Below are 19,159 nucleotides of genomic sequence, written 5' to 3'. Positions count from 1 at the left end.
TGCCGTGCCCGCCCACCATTGGTAACCGTGGTGGATTTCATCTGGCTGGTCGTGCCGAGCGGCGCGAACAAATCTGTACGGGCCACCTATTGAACGCTGATGGTGCTACGGCCACCGGCGGATGGCTGGACCAGGATCTTGGCGGAGATTCGTTCGGTCATTTCCTGCACGTGAGAGATGACGCCGACTTTGCGGCCCATGGCTTGCAATCCATCCAGCGCGTCCATGGCGACCCGCAGGGTGTCGGCGTCCAGGCTGCCGAAGCCTTCGTCGATGAACAGCGATTCGACCCGCACGCGGTTGGATGACAGCGACGCCAGGCCCAGCGCCAGCGCCAGCGACACCAGGAAGGATTCGCCGCCGGATAGCGAGTGCACCGAACGCATTTCGCCGCCCATGTCCTGATCGCGCACCAGCAAGGCGAGCGACGGTGCGGTGTTGTTCTGGATGCGCTCCAGCTGGTAGCGGCGCGACAGGTGGTTCAGGTGGGCGTTGGCGTAGCCCAGCAGGACATCCAGTGTGAATTGCTGGGCATAGTTGCGGAAGCGCTTGCCGTCGGCGGAGCCGATCAGGTCGTCCATGCGCGCCCAGCGTTGGGCGGCGGCTTCCTGCCGCTCGATTTCGGCCAGCATCGATTGCGAGCGCTGGCGCTTGTCGTCATCCTGCGCCAGAGCGAGGTGCAGCGCGGTCGCGTGGTCGTTGGCGGTTTTGCGTTCGGCCAGCAGCGCGTTGAGTGCGGCGACCACGGCGTCGGCCGGGGAAGTTGCCGGCGTCGGCGCCGGCGCCGGCCCGGATTCGGACCATAAGTCGGCGACGGCCGGTTCGCTGTGCTCTTCGGGCGCTTCCGGGCAACGTGACGGCGGAGCGCTTAGTTGATGCTGTTCGCGCTGGCGCTGGCGTTCTTGCAGCACGGTTGCTGCCTGGTCGGCGGCGCGGGCCAGCGATTGCAGTGCGCCGCGTTCGGCCGCGATGTCGTCGGCGTTGATGGCGAGCAGTTCGCGCAGCTGCGCCAGGTCGTGCAGGCCGGCTTCGGGCTGGCGTTGCTGGAAGGCGGCCAGCCAGTCGGCCAGGCGTTCGGCTGCCGCTGCGGCGGAGGCTTGCAGTGTTGCGAGGCGCTGCTTGGCTTGAGACAGCGCTTCGTCGCAACGCGCGCGGTCCTGGGCGGCTTGCTGCGCGGCGGCTTGGCTGGCGGCCTGGCGCGCTTTGGCAGCGTCAATCGCCGTTTGTAGCGCGGCTTCGACATCACGGATCTCTTTGCCGTTCCAGATTGCCATGCGCTGATCCTGACTGGCTTTGAGCGCAGCGTCGGCGGCGCTGAAGGCGCTGCGGGCGGCAACCGCGTCCTGCCCGGCCCTGGACAGTGCTTCGCTCAGCGTGTTCAGTTCCACCTCTACGCCGGCCAGTGCGGCGGCGCGTTCGTCGTAAGCCGCGCGCTGCGCCAGCCATTGCTTGCTCTCCGCCTGACGCGCTGCATAGAAACGCGCCGGCCCGGACTTCCAATCCTCCTTCCATTCTTCGCTCGGAATATCGCCGCCGCTGAAGGCCGCGTCCAGATCGGACAGCAGGCCGCTGAGTACCAGCGCAACTTCGATACGCTGGTCTTCCAGTCCCTTGTATTCGGTATTCGCTTGCGCCAGCGCGGTTTTCGCGGCGGACGCCACGGCTTGCAGGCGCGTGTGCTCTGCGGCGGCGCGCTCGTATGCCGCTTGTGCCTGATCGCGGGCAAGGCGGGCCGCGTGCAAGGCACGCTCCTGCTGCTCGACGATGTGCAGCGCGTTGTGGGCTTCGCCCAGTTGCGCGGTGAACCAGGCGGTGCGTTCCGCATCCGGCGGCAGATCGCCGCCGTCAACCAGCGCGTGAGCTGCCCAGGCTGCGGTGACGCGGTCCAGCGCCTGCTGGAGCGAGCGCTGTTCGGCGGCCAGCACGTTCAGCTGGTCTGCGCTGGCCTGCGCGGTGGCGCGTTGCGCGGCCTGCTGGTTGACATTTGCTTCCATCTGCTGGCGGCTGTGCGCCACATCGCCCTGCAATTCGCGCAGCATGGTTTGCAGGCTGTCGTCGTGATGGCGGTAGGGATGTTCCCTGGCGCCGCAGACCGGGCAGGGCGTGTCATCTTCCAGCGTCTGCCGCAGCGATTCCACGCTGGCGGCGGTCGCAGCTTCCGCCAGCTTGAGCGAACGTTCGGCCTGCGAGAAGGTCGCCATGATGGCGATGCCTTGCTGCTGAGCGTCTGCCAACCGGGCTTCCGCTGCTGCCATCGCCTGGCGCAGTTGCGCTGATTGCGCTTCAATCTGCGTCTGCCGCGCGTGGCGGGATTCCAGGTCCAGCCAGATTTTTTCCGCACTGGTCAGCAGCTCGCGGTGTCGTTCCCAGCCGCTGCGCGATTCGCGCAATTGCTCGACGGGATAGGCAGCAACAGTTTCGGCAGCTTGCTGGCGTTGCAGCTCCAGCGTTTGCAGCGCCTGCAGCGCATTCGCCAGCCGGTTGCTGGCGTCCGCTTCTTCTTCGCGATGTGTTTGCGCGTTGCGTTGTACACGGGCCAGTCCGTTGTGCAGGCGCTCGGCCTGCGCGGCGGCCTGGCCGGCCTGCACGAACAGCACGTCCCAGCGCTCCCATTGCTGCGCCAGTGCTTTCCAGTGCTTGTGCTGCTCCAGCCATGTCGTACCGGCTTGCTGCTGCGCTGCCGCCCGGGCATGCTCGTTCTGGCGTGCTTGCAGGGCGGCTTTCGCGGCGGCGTCGGCGTTGTCGGCTTTTTCGCAGGCCGCTGAGGCCTGGCGCCAGGCGGGTAGCATGGCTTCGATACGGGCGTCCAGCGCCTTGGCCTGGTCCAGCTGCGGTGCGGCGGCACGTTGCGCTGCCTCGGCTTGCTGCTGGCTGTCGGCGGCTTGTGCGTGCGCAGCGTTGGCTTGTTCCAGCGCCGACGCGGCCTGCTGTGAGGCTTGGGTGCTGGCGGCGATGGCGTTGTGGGTGGCGGCGATGTCGGCATCGATGCGACGGATGTCGTCGTCGAGTGGCCGCGCCGGTTGTACGGCGTCGGTGCGCGCCAGGGCGGCATGGCGCGGCGCCGCGTCATCCACGGCCGCCAGCGCGGCCACGCTGGCTTGTCGCGCGGCTTGTTCTTCCTGCGCCAGCTTGTCAGCTTGCTGATGCCAGCGCAGTTCTTGTTCCAGCGCCGCTTTTTGCTGGTCCAGCGCTTGCAGGGCGATGGCGGCGTCGGCGCTTTGCGATTGCAATTCGGCGCGCTGGTCTGCTGTCAGCGGCTTCTGGTCCGCCAGCCGCAAGGTGAGTTTTTGCAGCGCGGCCTGTTCCAGCTTGTTGCGCTCGAACGCGCGGATGGAAATGTCGGAGTAAATGGTGCTGCCGGTCAGGGTTTCCAGCAGTTCGCCGCGTTCATTGTCTTCGGCCTTGAGGAAGGCTGAAAATTCGTTCTGCGCCAGCAGCACGGCGCGCGTGAACTGTTCAAACGACAGGCCGATGCGTTTTTCGATTTCCGCCTTGACTTCGGTCTTGGTGGCGCCGATCGGCTGTTCCGCCGGCAGCAGCTTCAAGGTCATGGCGGTCGGCTGCAAAGCGCCTTCCGCCTTGGTACGCGAGCGGCGCACGCTCCAGCGCGCGCGGTAGCGGGCGCCGTCGCTGCCGACGAAATCCACTTCCGCGTAGCCTTCCGCCGTTCCGCGCCGCAGCAGCGTGCGAGGGTCTTGCGTGGAAACCGTCTCGCTGCCCACATCGGACAGGTAGTTGCGGCCGGCCACGCGCAACAGGCGCGGCGTGGCATCGTACAAAGCCAGGCACAAGGCATCCAGCAAGGTGCTCTTGCCGGCGCCGGTCGGACCGCTGATGGCGAACAGGCCGGTGGAGGCCAGCGGTTCGGACTCGAAGTCCACGCTGAATTCTTCGGCCAGCGAAGCCAGATTCTTGCCGCTGATTTTCAGGATTCTCATGGCTGCATCAACTCCGCAAAGGCGCTCAGTTGATCGGCTGGCGCTTCGTTGCCGAAGCGCTGTTCGTACAGCTGCCTGAAAATATCGTCGGGCTTGAGTTTTTCCAGCTGATCCAGCGTCATCACTTGCTTGTCGATGGACGAGGCGCGGGCGGCGGAAGACGTTTCGATCTTCGCCAGCCGCACATGCTTGCCGTCCAGCGCTGCCTCAATGCGCGCGCGCAGGCCGGGTTCCGGCTGCTCCAGCAGCACGCGCACTTCCAGGAAGGGCTGCTGTTCGGCCGGCGCTTCCGGCGGCGACAGGGCGGCCAGTTCTTCCAGCACCTGCGCCGGTGGCGCCGGCCGGGATGGCACGCGCAGCAGTTCCACCGCGCGCGGCACCGGCACGGGCGTGATCTCGCGCACCGTCGCGCCGTCCAGGTCGATGCGCAGAATCTGGTGCGGGTAATTCACTTCGGCGAAGGATAGCGGCAGCGGGCTGCCGCAATAGCGGATATGCTGCTGCTTGCCGACGCTCTGCGCCAGGTGCAGATGGCCCAGCGCCGCGTAGGCGATGGCTGGGTCGAAGATCCCGGCCGGCAGCATCTCGGTGCCTCCGATGACGATGCGCCGTTCGGAATCACTGGACATCTGGCCGTCCACCATGTGGCAATGGCCCATGGCGATGATGGCCTGGCCCTCCTGCCGCCTGGCTTGGGCCAATTCGAATGCCTGCCGGTAGAGCAGGGCGATGCCGGCCAAATAGGGATCTGCGCCTTCTTCGCTGACTACGCGCGGCACATCGCCCGGACGCAGGAATGGCACGGCCAGGCACCAGGCGGCGACTTCGCCGTCACGGCCGGTCAGCGGCAGCACCAGCGATTCAACCTCAATCTCGCCTTCGGCATTGCGCTGCACGGCGCCGATCACGCGCGTGCCATGCGCTTCCAGCAGCGGGCCGGGCGCATCCAGCCGGCCCGGCGAGTCGTGGTTGCCGGCGACGATGATCAGGTTCAGCTGCGGTGCGCGCTCCTTCGCCCGCCGCAGGAACTGGTAGAGCTGCTTTTGCGAGGCGGACGATGGATTGGCGTTGTCGTAAATATCACCCGCGATCAGCAGCGCGTCGGCCTGTTCGGCAACGATGGCGTCGAGCAGCCAGTCGAGAAAGCGCTGGTGTTCATAATGACGCTCGAAATTATGCAGGGATTGGCCGAGGTGCCAGTCGGAGGTGTGCAGCAAACGCATGAAGTTGTGTCAAACAGCCGGAAAAACGCCAATATAGCGCATGCCGGCTGCAGCCGGTTTGATTTATGCCACGTTGCCCGCTGGGGCGTGCAGCACCTGCCCGGCGCGGAAGGTGTTGCGGCCCGCCTGTTTGGCCTCGTACAGCAGAATGTCGGCGCGGTTCAGCAGCTCGGCCGGGCTGACTTCCTCATCGCGGTAGAAGGTCAGGCCGATGCTGGTGGAAATCGACACCACGGTGCCGTCCAGGTCGAAGTCCGCCTGCATGGCGGCGACGATTTTGGCGGCCAGCGCTGCCGCGTCGTCTACGCGGTGGATGCGCTCCATGATGATGGTGAATTCATCGCCGCCCAGGCGGGCGATGGTGTCGCTGGCGCGCATGGTGTGGGTCAGGCGGGCCGAGAAGGCTTTCAGCAGCGAGTCGCCGACCGCGTGGCCGAAGGTATCGTTGACTGGCTTGAAGCGGTCGATATCCATATACATCACCGCCATCAGGTTGCCGTTGATGCGGGCGGCCAGCATCGAATCCTGCAGCTTTTGCAGGAAGCCGGCGCGGTTGGTCAGGCCGGTCAGCGCGTCGACCTGCGACAAGCGCAGCAGCCGCTGCTTTTCGCGTTTCTGCACGGTGATGTCCTGCCGCATGACGTGGAAGCCGATGACGGCGCGGCCATCTTCGTCCAGTTGCGGAATGTAGACCACCTCGTAGGTGCGCTCAGTGGTGTCGCTATTGTCGTCTTCTTCAAAGGTCAGCGTCTCGCCTTGCAGCGCGCGCTGCACATAAGGTTCGAGGAAGGCGTGGCGTTCCTCGCCTATGGTGTCGCGGATAGTGCGTCCCAGCACCGTGGTGCCGGTGCGGTTGAATTCCCGTTCGTAGGCGAGGTTGTGGAAGCGGTAGACCTGGTCGGCGTCGATATACGCCACCATGGCTGGCAGCGTGTCGGCGATGGTGCGCAGCCGCGATTCGCTTTCGCGCAGCGCCATCACGGACTTGCGGACATGGGTGATGTCATCCACCGTGCCGACATAGCCGTAGGTTTTGCTATCCACCACCATGGCTGCGATCTTGAACGACACCCAGACAATCGCGCCGTCAGGGTGGACGCAGCGCAGCGTGTCCTGATAGGGCAGGCTGGTGCGCAGCATGTGGCCCAGCGCGTTCTTCAGCACCTGGCGGTCCTGTGGATGGACGGCACGCAGCCAGGCGTCGCCCAGTGCTTCTTCGCGGGTCAGGCCAGTAATCCGTTCAAACGTGCGATTGACGTAGGTACAGTGGCCGGTGGCGTCGGCGCGCAGCAGGCCAAGCGGCGAGGCGTCGTTGACGGCGGCCAGCTCCGCCTGCTGCTTGCGGGCGGCCAGTTCGATCTCTTTGCGCGAGGTGATGTCGCGTACGTTGACCGCCACGCCGTCGGTGATCGGCACGATCTGGTGATGCAGCCAGTGGACGGCGCGGTTGGGCAGGAAGTCGACCTCGAATTCCTCTTCCAGCGGCTGCCGCGTTTCCAGCACATGGCGGTATTTTTCGACAAAGCCCTTGGAGTGCAGATCCGGCATCACCTCGACCAGCCGCTTGCCCTTGATCTCGGCAGCGAGATAACCCATCAGCTGCGCGCCGCGTTCATTCAGGTCGGCGATGGTGAAGTCCAGGATCTCGCGCCGTGCCCCGCGCATGCGGCAGGCCTTGAACAGATACACGGCATCCAGGCTGGCGTCGGCGGCGGCGCGCAGCATCAGCTGCGCTTCGATCACCATGCTGGCGGTGCGGCGCAGCCGGTGCGCCTGCCGCACCAGCAGATAGACGAATAACAGCACCAGCGCCGACGCGATGGCAGCGGCGGCATAGTACATATTGCGGCGCTGCGCGAAGCGGGCCAGCTGGGTGTCGGACGGATTCCCCACCACCGCCGTCAGCTGGTAGCGCGGCATTTCGGTGTAGCCGTAGATGCGCCGGGTGGCGTCGAAAGGGCGCTTGAGCAGGAATTCTTCCGGCGGCTGGTTGAGGCCAGCCACCGAGACGCTGAAGTCGATGCTGTCACTGATGATGACCTGGTCGTCGATGCGCGCCGCCGACATGCCGTTTTCCCGGCTGATCAGCATCACCGCGCCGCCGGCGTCCACGTCCAGCCGGTCGTAGTCCTCCACCAGATAGGCTGGATCGATCATCACCATGATCACGCCGGCGAAGCTGCCATTCGGCTGGTTCAGCCGGCGCGACACCTGGATCTGCCATTTCTTGGTGCGGCTATCGACCACCGGCGTGGCCACCAGCGCGCTGTCGGCATTATTGCTGGCGTGGTTTTTGAACACCGGATGCTGCCGCAGATTCGGCCCAAAGTAGCCGTTCATGCTTTCCACCACGCGGCCTTCGCGGTCCAGCACCGCCAGCGGCAGATCCAGCTTGGTCGGCAGCAGCGAATCCAGCAGGCCGTTCTGGCGAGTGAATTCAGACAGCCGCATGCGGCCCCCGCTTTCCTCGTATTTGATTTTGAACAGCTGGGTGGCGTGATCGACCTGGCGCAGCAGGTGATTGGTATGCTCGGCCAGCGTACGCGCCAGCGATTGGCTGTGCAGCACCGCCTCGTAATGGGCGGTGTGCTGCTCCTGGCGCACCTGGTAGCCGATCGCGACCCAGGTGAAGATCAGCAGCGCTGCACCGAAGGCGGGCAGCAGGAATGCGCGGTACAGGCGGCGGAGCAAAGGAAGCATCGGGTGGTAATCCTGTTCGGTCGTCTGAAGGCTTTGCGGTTATTCTGCACGGAAATATCGCTTTTGGCGTGAAAGCTGTGAAATAAACCTCATCCGGTTCACAGGCAATGTTGAAAACTTTATTAGAATAGCGAGCATGACCGAACCGATATTGAGCCTGTCCGCCGCGCGGGCGCTGCACCTGGCGGCGCAAGGATTGTTGCAGCCGCGCCGCCGCAAGGCGCGTCAGCCCGACGTGCTGGAGGCGATCCGGCAAATGGGCGTGCTGCAAATCGATACCATTCATGTGGTGGCGCGCAGCCCCTACCTGGTGCTATGGAGCCGGCTGGGCGACTATCCGCAGCCGTGGCTGGAGCAGGCGCTGGCGGCAGGTGAATTATTTGAATACTGGGCGCACGAGGCCTGCTTCGTGCCGGTCGAGGACTATGGGCTGTACCGGCACCGCATGCTGGACCCGGAGGCGATGGGCTGGAAGTATTCCGCCACCTGGATGAAGGAGCGCCGCGCCGAGGTGGACGCGGTGCTGGCGCATATCCGCACCCGCGGGCCGACGCGTTCGTCGGACTTCGAGCGCACCGATGGCCAGTCCGGCGGCTGGTGGAGCTGGAAGCCCGAAAAGCGCTCGCTCGAAGTGCTGTTCACCACCGGCCAGCTGATGATCGCCGCCCGCCATAACTTCCAGCGCGTCTACGATCTGGCCGAACGGGTACTGCCGCATTGGGATGATAGCCAACTGCCCGCCATCGAGCAGGTGCGCCGCGCGCTGGTGCTGAAAGCCGTCAAGGCCATGGGCTGCGCGCGCGGGCCGTGGATCAGCGACTATTTCCGCACCCGTCCGCCGCGCCTCGATCCGAAGACGCTGGTCGAGGAAGGTGCTTTGCTGCGCGCGTGGGTGGCGGACTGGGGCGATCCGGTCTATGTCCATCCCGATCACGCCGAACTGCTGGACAGCGCTGCCGCCGGCACGCTGGCGCCTACGCTGACCACGATTCTGTCGCCGTTCGATCCGGTGGTATGGGACCGGCGCCGCGCGCTGGAGTTGTTCGGCTTCGACTACCGGCTGGAGTGCTACACGCCGGCCGACAAGCGTCAATACGGTTACTTCACGCTGCCTATCCTGCGCCGTGGCGCGCTGGTCGGACGGCTGGACGCCAAGGCGCACCGGCGCGACGGCGTGTTTGAGGTGAAGTCGCTGGTGCTGGAGCCTGCCGCGCGCGTCAGCGAGCGCTTTACGCGTGACATTGCCGGCGCCTTGCAGCGCCTGGCCAGCTGGCACGCTTGCCCGCAGGTCCACATACAACAGGTAGCGCCGGCCGCATTCGGCCCGCAGCTGCAAGCCGCGCTGGACGCGGCCGGAGCAGAAAAGGAAGCCGCATCATGAGTTTGCCCGCCGCCCCCGCCAGCTTGCTGGCCGCCGACGGCCAACCGCTGTTCGGGCGCTACGCCGGCCAGGTCGGAAAGATCGACTGGAGCCTGCTGGCCGCGCCGTTTTCCCGCAGCCCGCTGTGGCGGCGCTTTCACCACAAGCGCTGGCATTATGTGGCGCTATGTACCGAGGAAGTGTTCTGCGCGGTCGCCATCGTCGACCTGGGCTGGATCAGCACTGCGTTTGCCTACGCCTTCGACCGCCGCGACGGCGATATGCTGGCCAATTTCTCGCAGGACGGATTGCCGCTGCTGTCGGCGCGGCTGGCCGACCACGCCGGCGGATCAAGCAGCTTCAAAACGCGCGGCTGCCAGATCGCCGTCGATAGCCAGGGCGACGGCAGCTATGCGCTGAGGCTGCACTGCGATTACCTGGAGATCGACGCCGTCTTCGGTCCTTCGCCATCGCCGCTGCTGCTGGCGACCGGGCCAATCGCCCAAGGCTCGGTGCACGCAACGCAGAAGTCCTCGGCCATGCCCCTGCGCGGCGAAGTGCGCACCTGGCGCGAGGAATACCAGCTCGATGGCGGCGTCGCCAGTTTCGATTACTCGAATGGCCTGCTGGCGCGTAACACCGCCTGGCGCTGGGCTTCCGCGCACAATGCGGAGCTGGGCTTCAACCTGCAAGCCGGCTATTTCGGCGGCCATGAAAACGCCTTGTGGCTGGACGGCGATTTGATCGCGCTCGGCCCGGCCCATTTCCTGTACGATAAAAAGGATGCGCTGTCGCCATGGCATATTTTCACCGAAGACGATATGCTGGACCTGACCTTCACGCCGGAAGGCGCGCGCCGCGACAACAAGAAAATGATGGTGGCGGCCAGCCGCTACCTGCAGCCGATTGGCACCTTCAGCGGCTGGGTGCGTGGCGCACCCGATCAACCCAAACGCATGGTCACGCAGCTGATGGGCGTGACCGAAGATCACTCATCCCGCTGGTAGCCCTATGAGCATCCGCAATCTCGATCGCCTGTTCCAACCCCGTTCGGTCGCCGTCATCGGCGCCTCGGATAATCCGCAGCGCATCGGGACGCGGGTGCTGGCCAATCTGCTGGCCGGCGACTTCGTCAAGCATGGAGGCAGCGTCTGGCCGGTCAATCCCAAGCACCAGAAGCTGCAGGGCTTGCAGGCCTATGGGCGCGTCAATGCGCTGCCGTTGGCGCCGGACCTGGCCATCATCTGCACGCCGCCGGCCACCGTGCCGGGGCTGATCAGCGAACTGGGACAGGCGGGCGGCAAGGCAGCGATTGTGATGACGGCCGATCCCGGCCATAGCGGCGGGCGTTTCCTGCATCAGCCGATGCTGGAGGCGGCGCGGCCCTATCTGCTGCGGGTGCTGGGCGCCGGCAGCGCGGGCCTGCAATCGCCTGCGCTGGGATTGGACGCCAGCTTCACTCAGATGCCGGCGCAAAAGGGCAAGCTGGCGTTTGTGTCGCAATCGGCGGCGCTGGCGACGGCGGTGCTGGATTGGGCCGGGCAGCGCGGCATCGGTTTCTCACGCTTTGTGGCGATGGGCGACGGCGTTGACGTGGACTTCGGCGACCTGCTGGACTATCTGGCCGCCGATGGTGAAACGGAAGCCATCCTGCTGTGCATCGAGCATGTCAGCAGCGCGCGCAAATTCATGTCGGCCGGGCGGCTGGCGGCGCGCGGCAAGCCGGTCATCGTGCTGAAAGTAGGGCGCGATGCGGCACCCGGCGCCGACCTGGTGTTCGATGCGGCGATTCGCCGCGCCGGCATGCTGCGCGTGAATTCCACCGAAGATTTGTTCGACGCAGTTGAAACCCTGGCGCGCCAGCGCCCGCAGCGCGGCGAGCGGCTGGCGGTGCTGACCAATGGCGGCGGCCTGGGGTTGATCGCCGCCGATGCGCTGGCATGCAGCGGCGCGCAGCTGGCGGCACTGTCGCCGGCCACCCAGAAGCTGCTGACGCAGGCCGGCGCGCCGCACGCCAATCCGGTCGGCCTGCTGGCCGACGCGCAGGTCGAACGTTACATCCATACAGTGCAGGCGCTGCTGCGCGAGCCGCAAGCCGATGCGCTGTTGTTCCTGCACGCGCCGACCGCGATGGTGCCGAGCCACCGCATCGCCGAGGCGATTGCGCCGCTGATGCAGGCTGGCGACAAGAATGTGCTGTCCTGCTGGCTGGGCGGCGGCTCGGTGGCGCAGGCGCGCCGGGTGTTTGCTGAAGCTGGCCTGCCCACTTACGATACGCCGGAAAAAGCTGTGCATGGCTTTTTGCAGATCGCCCAGTATCGCCGCAACCAGGAGCTGCTGATGGAAGTGCCGGCCGGCGTGCCGACGACCAGCGCCGCCGGGCGCTCGACCGCGCGCAAGCTGGTGCAGGCGGCGCTGCACGCCGGCCACAGCGAGTTGTCCGATGTCGACGCGCGCGCACTGATGTCCGCGTACGGCATAGCGCTGGCGACGCCGCAGCAGGCGGCGCTTGCCGGCGCCACGCTGGCCGCCGCGCGCATCCAGATCAGTCACGATCCTGTCTTCGGGCCGGTGGTGTTCTTCGGCCAGGGCGGCATCGCGGCCGATGTGGCGGCTGACCGCGCGGCCGGCTTGCCGCCGTTGAATATGGCGCTGGCGCGCGACATGGTCAGCCGCACGCGCGTCTCGCGGCTGCTGGAGCAGGGCCAGACTCCGGCCGACGCCGAAGCGCTGATACGCACCTTGGTGCAAGTGGCCGACATGGTGGCCGACCTGCCAGAATTGCTTGAGCTGGACCTGAATCCGCTGCTGGCGATCGGCGGCAGCGTGGTGGCGCTGGGTGCACGCATGCAACTGGCCAAGGCGCGCGGCCGTCGTGCCGAGCTGGCCATCCGCCCCTATCCGCAGGAGCTGGAGGAGCGGCTGGACTGGAACGGCGGGCAGATTCTGCTGCGGCCGATCAAGCCGGAGGATGGCGCGCAGCACCAGCAGTTCTTTAGCGCGCTGGCGCCGGAAGACATCCGCTTGCGCTTTTTCTCCGCGATGCGCGAACTGCCGCCGGCCCAGCTGGCGCGGCTGACGCAAATCGATTACGACCGCGCCATGGCTTTCATCGCCACCCGTCCGAACGCGCAGGGGCAAGCGGAAACGCTGGGGGTGGTGCGGGCCGTGCTGGACCCGGACAATCAATCGGCCGAGTTCGCCGTCATCGTGCGTTCCGACTTGAAAGGCAAGGGACTGGGCTACATTCTGTTCCAGAAGCTGGTGGATTATTTCCGCGCCAGGGGCACGCGGGAAATCGTCGGCGATGCGCTGTCGGAAAACACCGGTGTGCAAAAAATGATACGCCACTTCGGCGGCGTGGTTTTGCCGCATCCCGAGCTGGGTATGGTGCGTTTGCAATTGCCTTTGCGATAGCATTCGCGGCACGCTTGAGATACTATGGGGGTTACCAAGGCGCTGGAGCAGTTTGTTCTGGCTCAAGGCGCCGCTGTCGGGAAACTTTACACTTTTACTTCCGCTACCTCAGCCCTGGGAGTCAGAATGTTAACCGCCACATACACTTTGGTCGCTTTGTCGGTCGAACAGGCCAGCGTTCGCTTGAGCCTGATATCGTTTCAAAAGTATGTGCGCACCACGCTCATGCAGCAGAACCGCATGACCTTGTCGCAGCTCGAATACGCTTGCGAAAACCTCAATACCCTGTATCAAGCCTGCCATTGGCGCAAGACGGAGATGTATCTGATCCCCGCGCTGCGCGACGCCACCGAGCGCGCCGATCATTTGCTCGATGAATTGAACCGGCTCAACCAGGCGGCGCTGACGTCGATTCGTCTGTTGCAGGAAAAGCTGGGCGCGCTGGCCGACGTGCGTGACGAGCAGGTCAGCGAGGTGTGCGACAGCATCGACGCGTTTTGCGCCGCGCTGCTGAAGCGGCTGGAAAAAGAGGAGCAGGAGCTGTTTGCACTGGCGCGCAACGCTATTGCCGGCGAAACCTGGTTCTCCATCGCCAACCAGCTGATGATGCACGACAAGCACCTGGACGAAATGAAACGCTCCGGCCTGCCGCCGGCGGAAGCGGCGCAAGTCGCGGCGCGGCGACGGGCGCTGCCGGGTGGCGACGTGGATGATGGCCAGATTACGCTGCCTGGCCTGCAAGTGTTGCCGTTGGTTGAGCTGGACGATGTGCCCAGAACGCGGATTCCGCCATCGGCGCGACAGTTGTCGCGCGACGATGCTGTCATGAAATAAACGCCCTCATCGAGTACTAGCACGGCAAATTCCGCCTGCTTTGCTATGATGGTGGTTTTAGCCATCACCATAGCGCACCATGTTTGATTTCCTCTTTAAGCGTGCGACCGAAACTTCGGCCGTTCCCACCGCCCCGGCAGCATCGCCGGAGCAGGATGCGGCCACTGCCGCTACCGCCAGTCGTCGCGATGAGCAGACGCAGCGCGCCTCCGCGCTGAATGGCAATGAAGCGGCTGCGGTCGCGCTGATACTGGAGAGTGAATTTGCCGGTGTGCGCCTGAGCGCCGCCGAGCATGTGCAGTCGCAGCCGGCGCTGGAGCAGGTGCTGCATGCGGTGCGCAACACCGACCGCCGCGTGGCCAAGTTGATGCAGGGCCGTCTGGACGCGATCCGCTACCAGCACGCTGAGCAGCAAAAAGCGCAGGCTTGCCTGGATCATGCGCAACGCCTGCTGGCAGATGAGAAACTGACGCCGAATCAGGTCGCTGAGCTGGATCGTCAGTGGCAGGTGGTTGCCGAAGTGCCAACGCTGGCCGGGGCGTACGCCAGTGCGCGTGCGGCCCTGGCGGCGCGGCTGGAGGCGCAAGTCAGTCTGCAACGCACGATCATCGATGCGATGGCGGAGCTGCGCAAGCTGCCGCAAGCCGGTCTGCCAACAGAGGAAGCGCTGCAAGCACTGGAGCGCCACGCCGCAGCGCAGGCCGACTATCAAGCGTCGCCAGAACACAAGGCCTTGCCGCGCCACCTGCTGAGCGACTTCGCCGCCGCGATCGACCAAGCCCGCGCCGCGCTGACCGCGCCACCCAAGCCGACCGTCGCGCCTGCGCCTGCCGCAGCCCAAGCCAACGCCAACGCACACGCTGGCGCCACCGCAGCCGAGGATGCAGGCGGCCCAACGGCGGCGGCAGAGGCTGTCGCTGGTGGCGACCGGGCATCTGCTGCCCCGGCGGCGGCTGCCAAACAAGCTAAACAACCGAAGCCCGCGCCCAAGGAAACCGACAAGAAATTTCTGGAAACCATGGACGCGCTGGAAGCCGCTCTTGAACAAGGCCAGCTGCACGCTGCCGCCGAGCACGACAAATGGCTGCGCGACCACAAAACCCGTCTGAACCAAGCCCAGACCGATCATCTGAACCACGTCCGCGCCGAACTCAAGCGACTGGGCGACTGGGCGCGCTGGGGCGGCAACGTCTCGCGCGAAGAACTGGTCAAGGCCGTGGAAGAGCTGCCGGCCCAAAAACTGGCCATGAGCGAACTGGCCAAAAAAGTCGGCAGCATGCGCGACCGCTGGAAGGCGCTGGACGCCGTCTCCGGCCACGCGCCGAAATCGCTGTGGGAACGCTTCGACGCCGCCTGTACCAGCGCCTACGCGCCGGCCGCCGCGCACTTCAAGCAACTGGCCGACGAACGCCACGCCAACGCCGCCAAAGCGCAAGCGCTGATTTCCGAAACCCAGGCACTGGCCGAATCAGTCGCCAACGATGGCGCAGATCTGAAAAACGTCGCTGCCGCCGGCCAGCGCCTGCGCCAGATGTGGGGCCGCCTGGGCACCATAGACCGCAAGGAAAAACGCAAGCTCGACCACACTTTCGACAAGGTGCTGGCCAATATGCTGGCGCCGCTGTCCGAGCAGCGCAAGGTGGAAGCCGCCAAGCGCGAACAGCTGATCGTGGAAGCCGAAGCGCTGGAGCCATCCGACCGGCACACGCTGGAAAAGCTGCGCCGCCTGCAGGAGCGCTGGCAGGAGCAGGCCAAAGCGCTGCCGCTGGAGCGCAAGACCGAGCAGGCGCTGTGGCAGCGTTTCCGCGCCGCATGCGACGCCATCTTCGCCAGGCGCAAGGAAACCGCCCACGCCGCCGATCACGAACGCAAGGAACACCTGCACGCCCGCGAAGCGATCTGCAAGCAGCTGGAAGAAGCCACCTTCAGCGGCGACGACAAGGCCCAGCAAGCTGCCATCGCCAAGGCGCTGAAGGACGCGGCCAGCGCCTGGAACGCCAGCGGCACCGTGCCGCGCGCGGCCGAGGCGCGCATAGGCCAGCGCTATCACAATGCCGTCGGCAAGGTGCAGGCGCAGGCGGATGCCATCAAGCGCCGCGCCGGCGCCGCCCAGGCCAACGCGCTGCGCGACAAGCTGCGCCTGACGCAAGCGCTGGAAAGCGATCTGGCGTCAGGCGCCGCCATCGATGCGGCCGGCTGGCAAGCCAAATGGGCCGAACTGCCATCGCTGGGCAATGATTACGAGCGCGCGCTGCAAGGCCGCTTCAACGCCGCGCTGGCTGCTGTCGATGGCAAGCGCAGTGCGTATGCGGCCCAACTGGAAAGCAACCGCGCCAAGCTGCTGGATGAAATCCTGCGTCTGGAAATTGTCGCCGGCGTGGACAGCGGCGCCGAGTTCGCCCGCGAGCGCCTGAAAATGCAGGTGGAAGTGCTGCAATCGTCGCTGAAATCCGGCCAGAAGCCGCAGTCGGCCAGCGCCGCCTACCTGCAGCTGTGCGCCATGCCGGCGCTGGCCGACGCCCGCACCGCCAGCCGCATCGAGCAGCTGTTCCGCCGCATCGGCGCGTCGGAGCGCGCATGAGTTTGAACGAAGTCCGCATCCAGACCGAGGATTTCGATCTGACGACGGAGGTGGCCCGGCTGCGCGCCGATTATCCGGAAGTGGGGGGCGTGGTCAGCTTCGTCGGCACGGTGCGCGACCTGAATGAGGGCGCGGCCGTGTCGGAAATGGAACTGGAGCATTATCCGGGCATGACCGAGCAATCGATCAGCGATATTGTCGATAAGGCAAAACAGCGCTGGCCGATCTTCAGCGCACTGGTGATTCACCGCGTCGGGCCGCTGAAGCCCAAGGAGCAGATCGTGCTGGTGGCGGTCACCTCGGCGCACCGGGGAGAGGCGTTTGCCGCCAGTGAATTCATTATTGATTATTTGAAAACAGAAGCGCCGTTCTGGAAGAAGGAGCAGACGCCCGAAGGCGCGCGCTGGGTCGATGCGCGTGTTAGTGATGACGCGGCCTTGAATAAGTGGAAGTAGCTCCTATCTAGACGATAAGTTAAATCTATCGGAGCAACACCATGCGTCACGACAAACTCACCACCAAACTCCAGGAAGCCCTGTCGGACTCGCAGAGTCTGGCTGTGGGCAATGACAACCAGTACATCGAACCGCTGCACCTGCTGACGGCGTTGCTGAACCAGGACGACGGCAGCGCCCGTTCGCTGCTGCAACGCGCCGGCGTCAACGTCGGCGGCCTGACCAAGGCGCTGACGGCGGCCATGGAGCGTCTGCCTAAAGTCTCCGGCAATGGCGGCAATGTGCAGGCCAGCCGGGAGCTGGTCTCGGTGCTGAACCTGGCCGACAGGGAAGCCCAGAAACGCGCCGACCAGTTCATTTCCAGTGAAATGGTGCTGCTTGCGCTGACCGAAGACAAGTCGGACGCCGGCACGCTGGCGCGCGAAAACGGCCTGGCCCGCAAAGCGCTGGAAAGCGCCATCGACACCGTGCGCGGCGGCGCCAAAGTGGATAACGCCGACGCCGAAGGCCAGCGCGAGGCGCTGAAAAAATACACCCTGGACCTGACCGAGCGCGCCCGCATGGGCAAGCTGGACCCGGTCATCGGCCGCGACGATGAAATCCGCCGCGCCATCCAGGTGCTGCAACGCCGTTCCAAAAACAACCCGGTGCTGATCGGCGAACCTGGCGTGGGCAAGACCGCCATCGTCGAAGGCCTGGCGCAGCGCATCGTCAACAACGAGGTGCCGGATTCGCTGAAAGGCAAGCGCGTGCTGGCGCTGGATATGGCGGCGCTGATTGCCGGCGCCAAATATCGCGGCGAATTCGAGGAACGCTTGAAATCGGTGCTGAAAGAGCTGGCCATGGATGAAGGCCAGACCATTGTCTTCATCGATGAGATGCACACCATGGTCGGCGCCGGCAAAGCCGATGGCGCGATGGACGCGGGCAATATGCTGAAACCGGCGCTGGCCCGTGGCGAGCTGCATTGCGTCGGTGCGACCACGCTGGACGAGTACCGCAAATACATCGAGAAGGATGCCGCGCTGGAGCGCCGCTTCCAGAAGATTCTGGTCGATGAGCCGACCGTTGAGGCGACCATCGCCATCCTGCGCGGCTTACAGGACAAGTACGAGCTGCACCACCAGGTGGCGATTTCGGACGCGGCGATCATCGCTGCGGCGGAGCTGTCGCACCGCTATATCACCGACCGCTTCCTGCCGGATAAGGCGATCGATCTGATCGACGAGGCGGCGGCCAAGATCAAGATCGAGATCGACTCCAAGCCGGAAGTGATGGACAAGCTGGAACGCCGTTTGATCCAGTTGAAGATCGAGAAGGAAGCTGTCAAGAAGGAAAAGGATGAGGGTTCGCGCAAGCGCCTGGAACTGATCGAGGAAGAAATCGTGCGCCTGACGCGCGAGCTGAACGACTTCGAGGAAATCCTCAAGGCCGAGAAAGCCGTTGTGCAGGGCAGCACCCACATCAAGGAAGAAATCGAACGCATCAAGCTGGAGATGGAGCAGGCCACGCGCGACAGCAACTGGCAGCGCGTCTCGGAGCTGCAATACGGCCGCCTGCCGCAGCTGGAAGCGGAGCTGAAACAGGCCGAAGCTGCATCGGCGCGTGGCGTGTCGATTGAGAAGAACACGCCAGCCAAGCAGAAGCTGCTGCGTACTGAAGTCGGCGCCGAAGAAATCGCCGAGGTGGTGTCGCGCGCGACCGGTATTCCTGTCTCGCGCATGATGCAGGGCGAGCGCGACAAGCTGCTGCATATCGAAGAGAAGCTGCACGAGCGCGTGGTGGGGCAGGACGAGGCGATTTCCGCCGTGGCCGACGCTATCCGCCGTTCGCGTGCCGGGCTGGCCGATCCGAACCGTCCGTATGGTTCGTTCATGTTCCTGGGCCCTACGGGTGTCGGCAAGACCGAGCTGACCAAGGCATTGGCGGGCTTCCTGTTCGATACGGAAGAGTCGCTGATCCGCATCGATATGAGCGAGTTCATGGAGAAGCATTCGGTGGCCCGTCTGATTGGCGCGCCGCCGGGCTATGTGGGCTATGATGAAGGCGGCTATCTGACCGAAGCCGTACGCCGCAAGCCGTACAGCGTGATCCTGCTCGATGAGGTGGAGAAGGCGCACCCGGATGTGTTCAACGTGCTGTTGCAGGCGCTGGACGATGGCCGCATGACCGATGGTCAGGGCCGCACGGTGGACTTCAAGAATACCGTCATCATCATGACTTCGAACCTGGGCTCGCACAAGATTCAGGCGATGGAGGATTCCGATCCTGCGCTGGTCAAGCTGTCGGTGATGGCCGAGGTGCGCTCGCACTTCCGTCCGGAGTTCATCAACCGGATTGATGAGATTGTGGTGTTCCACGGCCTGGATGAGAAGAACATCGGCGCGATTGCCCGCATCCAGCTGGCGATACTGGAACAGCGCCTGGCCAAGATGGAGATGATCTTGTCGGTCACCGACGCGGCGCTGCACAAGATCGCCGAGGCGGGCTACGATCCGGTGTATGGTGCGCGGCCGCTGAAACGGGCGATCCAGCAGCAGATCGAAAATCCGCTGTCCAAGCTGATCCTGCAAGGGCGCTTCGGACCGAAGGATACGATCAAGGTTGATGTCGCCAACGGCGAGCTGAGTTTCAGCTAAGCCGTCGTCCCC

10 protein-coding genes are annotated in these 19,159 nt (G+C 65.0%); 7 read left to right on the top strand and 3 right to left on the bottom strand.

The genetic code is table 11. From position 1 onward, the window contains the following. Window positions 1-86 precede the first annotated feature (86 nt). From KW842_RS05740 to KW842_RS05730, 3 genes are all read right to left on the bottom strand, one after another. Window positions 87-3,938, bottom strand: coding sequence for an AAA family ATPase (locus KW842_RS05740; RefSeq protein WP_218303157.1), 3,852 nt, complete (start codon window positions 3,936-3,938; stop codon window positions 87-89). Continuing rightward, window positions 3,935-5,161: an exonuclease SbcCD subunit D C-terminal domain-containing protein gene (locus KW842_RS05735; protein ID WP_218303156.1), complete on the bottom strand. Its 1,227-nt coding sequence runs from the start codon at window positions 5,159-5,161 to the stop codon at window positions 3,935-3,937. The genes KW842_RS05740 and KW842_RS05735 overlap by 4 nt, the downstream gene beginning before the upstream one ends. Window positions 5,162-5,224: 63 nt before the next feature. Then, window positions 5,225-7,861 (bottom strand): diguanylate cyclase domain-containing protein, encoded by a 2,637-nt coding sequence (locus KW842_RS05730; protein WP_218303155.1) that lies wholly within the window; start codon window positions 7,859-7,861, stop codon window positions 5,225-5,227. Between the two features lie 136 nt (window positions 7,862-7,997). Here KW842_RS05730 and KW842_RS05725 point away from each other — a divergent pair, with 136 nt between their 5' ends. From KW842_RS05725 to clpB, 7 genes are all read left to right on the top strand, one after another. Beyond that, window positions 7,998-9,242 (top strand): winged helix-turn-helix domain-containing protein, encoded by a 1,245-nt coding sequence (locus KW842_RS05725; RefSeq protein WP_218303154.1) that lies wholly within the window; start codon window positions 7,998-8,000, stop codon window positions 9,240-9,242. Then, window positions 9,239-10,228, top strand: coding sequence for a DUF2804 domain-containing protein (locus tag KW842_RS05720; RefSeq protein WP_218303153.1), 990 nt, complete (start codon window positions 9,239-9,241; stop codon window positions 10,226-10,228). Before KW842_RS05725 ends, KW842_RS05720 begins: the two co-directional genes overlap by 4 nt. Window positions 10,229-10,232: 4 nt before the next feature. Further along, on the top strand, window positions 10,233-12,638 hold the full coding sequence (locus KW842_RS05715; RefSeq protein WP_218303152.1) for a bifunctional acetate--CoA ligase family protein/GNAT family N-acetyltransferase: 2,406 nt from the start codon (window positions 10,233-10,235) through the stop codon (window positions 12,636-12,638). Window positions 12,639-12,764: 126 nt separating this feature from the next. Then, a complete protein-coding gene (locus KW842_RS05710; protein WP_218303151.1) occupies window positions 12,765-13,472 on the top strand; it encodes a hypothetical protein in 708 nt (235 codons plus the stop codon). Window positions 13,473-13,551: 79 nt separating this feature from the next. Continuing rightward, on the top strand, window positions 13,552-16,053 hold the full coding sequence (locus KW842_RS05705; RefSeq protein WP_218303150.1) for a DUF349 domain-containing protein: 2,502 nt from the start codon (window positions 13,552-13,554) through the stop codon (window positions 16,051-16,053). Then, window positions 16,050-16,508: a molybdopterin synthase catalytic subunit MoaE gene (moaE, locus tag KW842_RS05700; RefSeq protein ID WP_218303149.1), complete on the top strand. Its 459-nt coding sequence runs from the start codon at window positions 16,050-16,052 to the stop codon at window positions 16,506-16,508. The genes KW842_RS05705 and moaE overlap by 4 nt, the downstream gene beginning before the upstream one ends. Window positions 16,509-16,549: 41 nt before the next feature. After that, on the top strand, window positions 16,550-19,147 hold the full coding sequence (clpB, locus tag KW842_RS05695) for an ATP-dependent chaperone ClpB (protein ID WP_218303148.1): 2,598 nt from the start codon (window positions 16,550-16,552) through the stop codon (window positions 19,145-19,147). Window positions 19,148-19,159: the final 12 nt, after the last annotated feature.

The organism is Duganella sp. sic0402 (assembly GCF_019219065.1).
Lineage (GTDB): Bacteria > Pseudomonadota > Gammaproteobacteria > Burkholderiales > Burkholderiaceae_D > Rugamonas.
The sequence above is the reverse complement of the archived record's forward strand: the minus strand, read 5'-3'. Positions and strand labels throughout refer to the sequence as shown.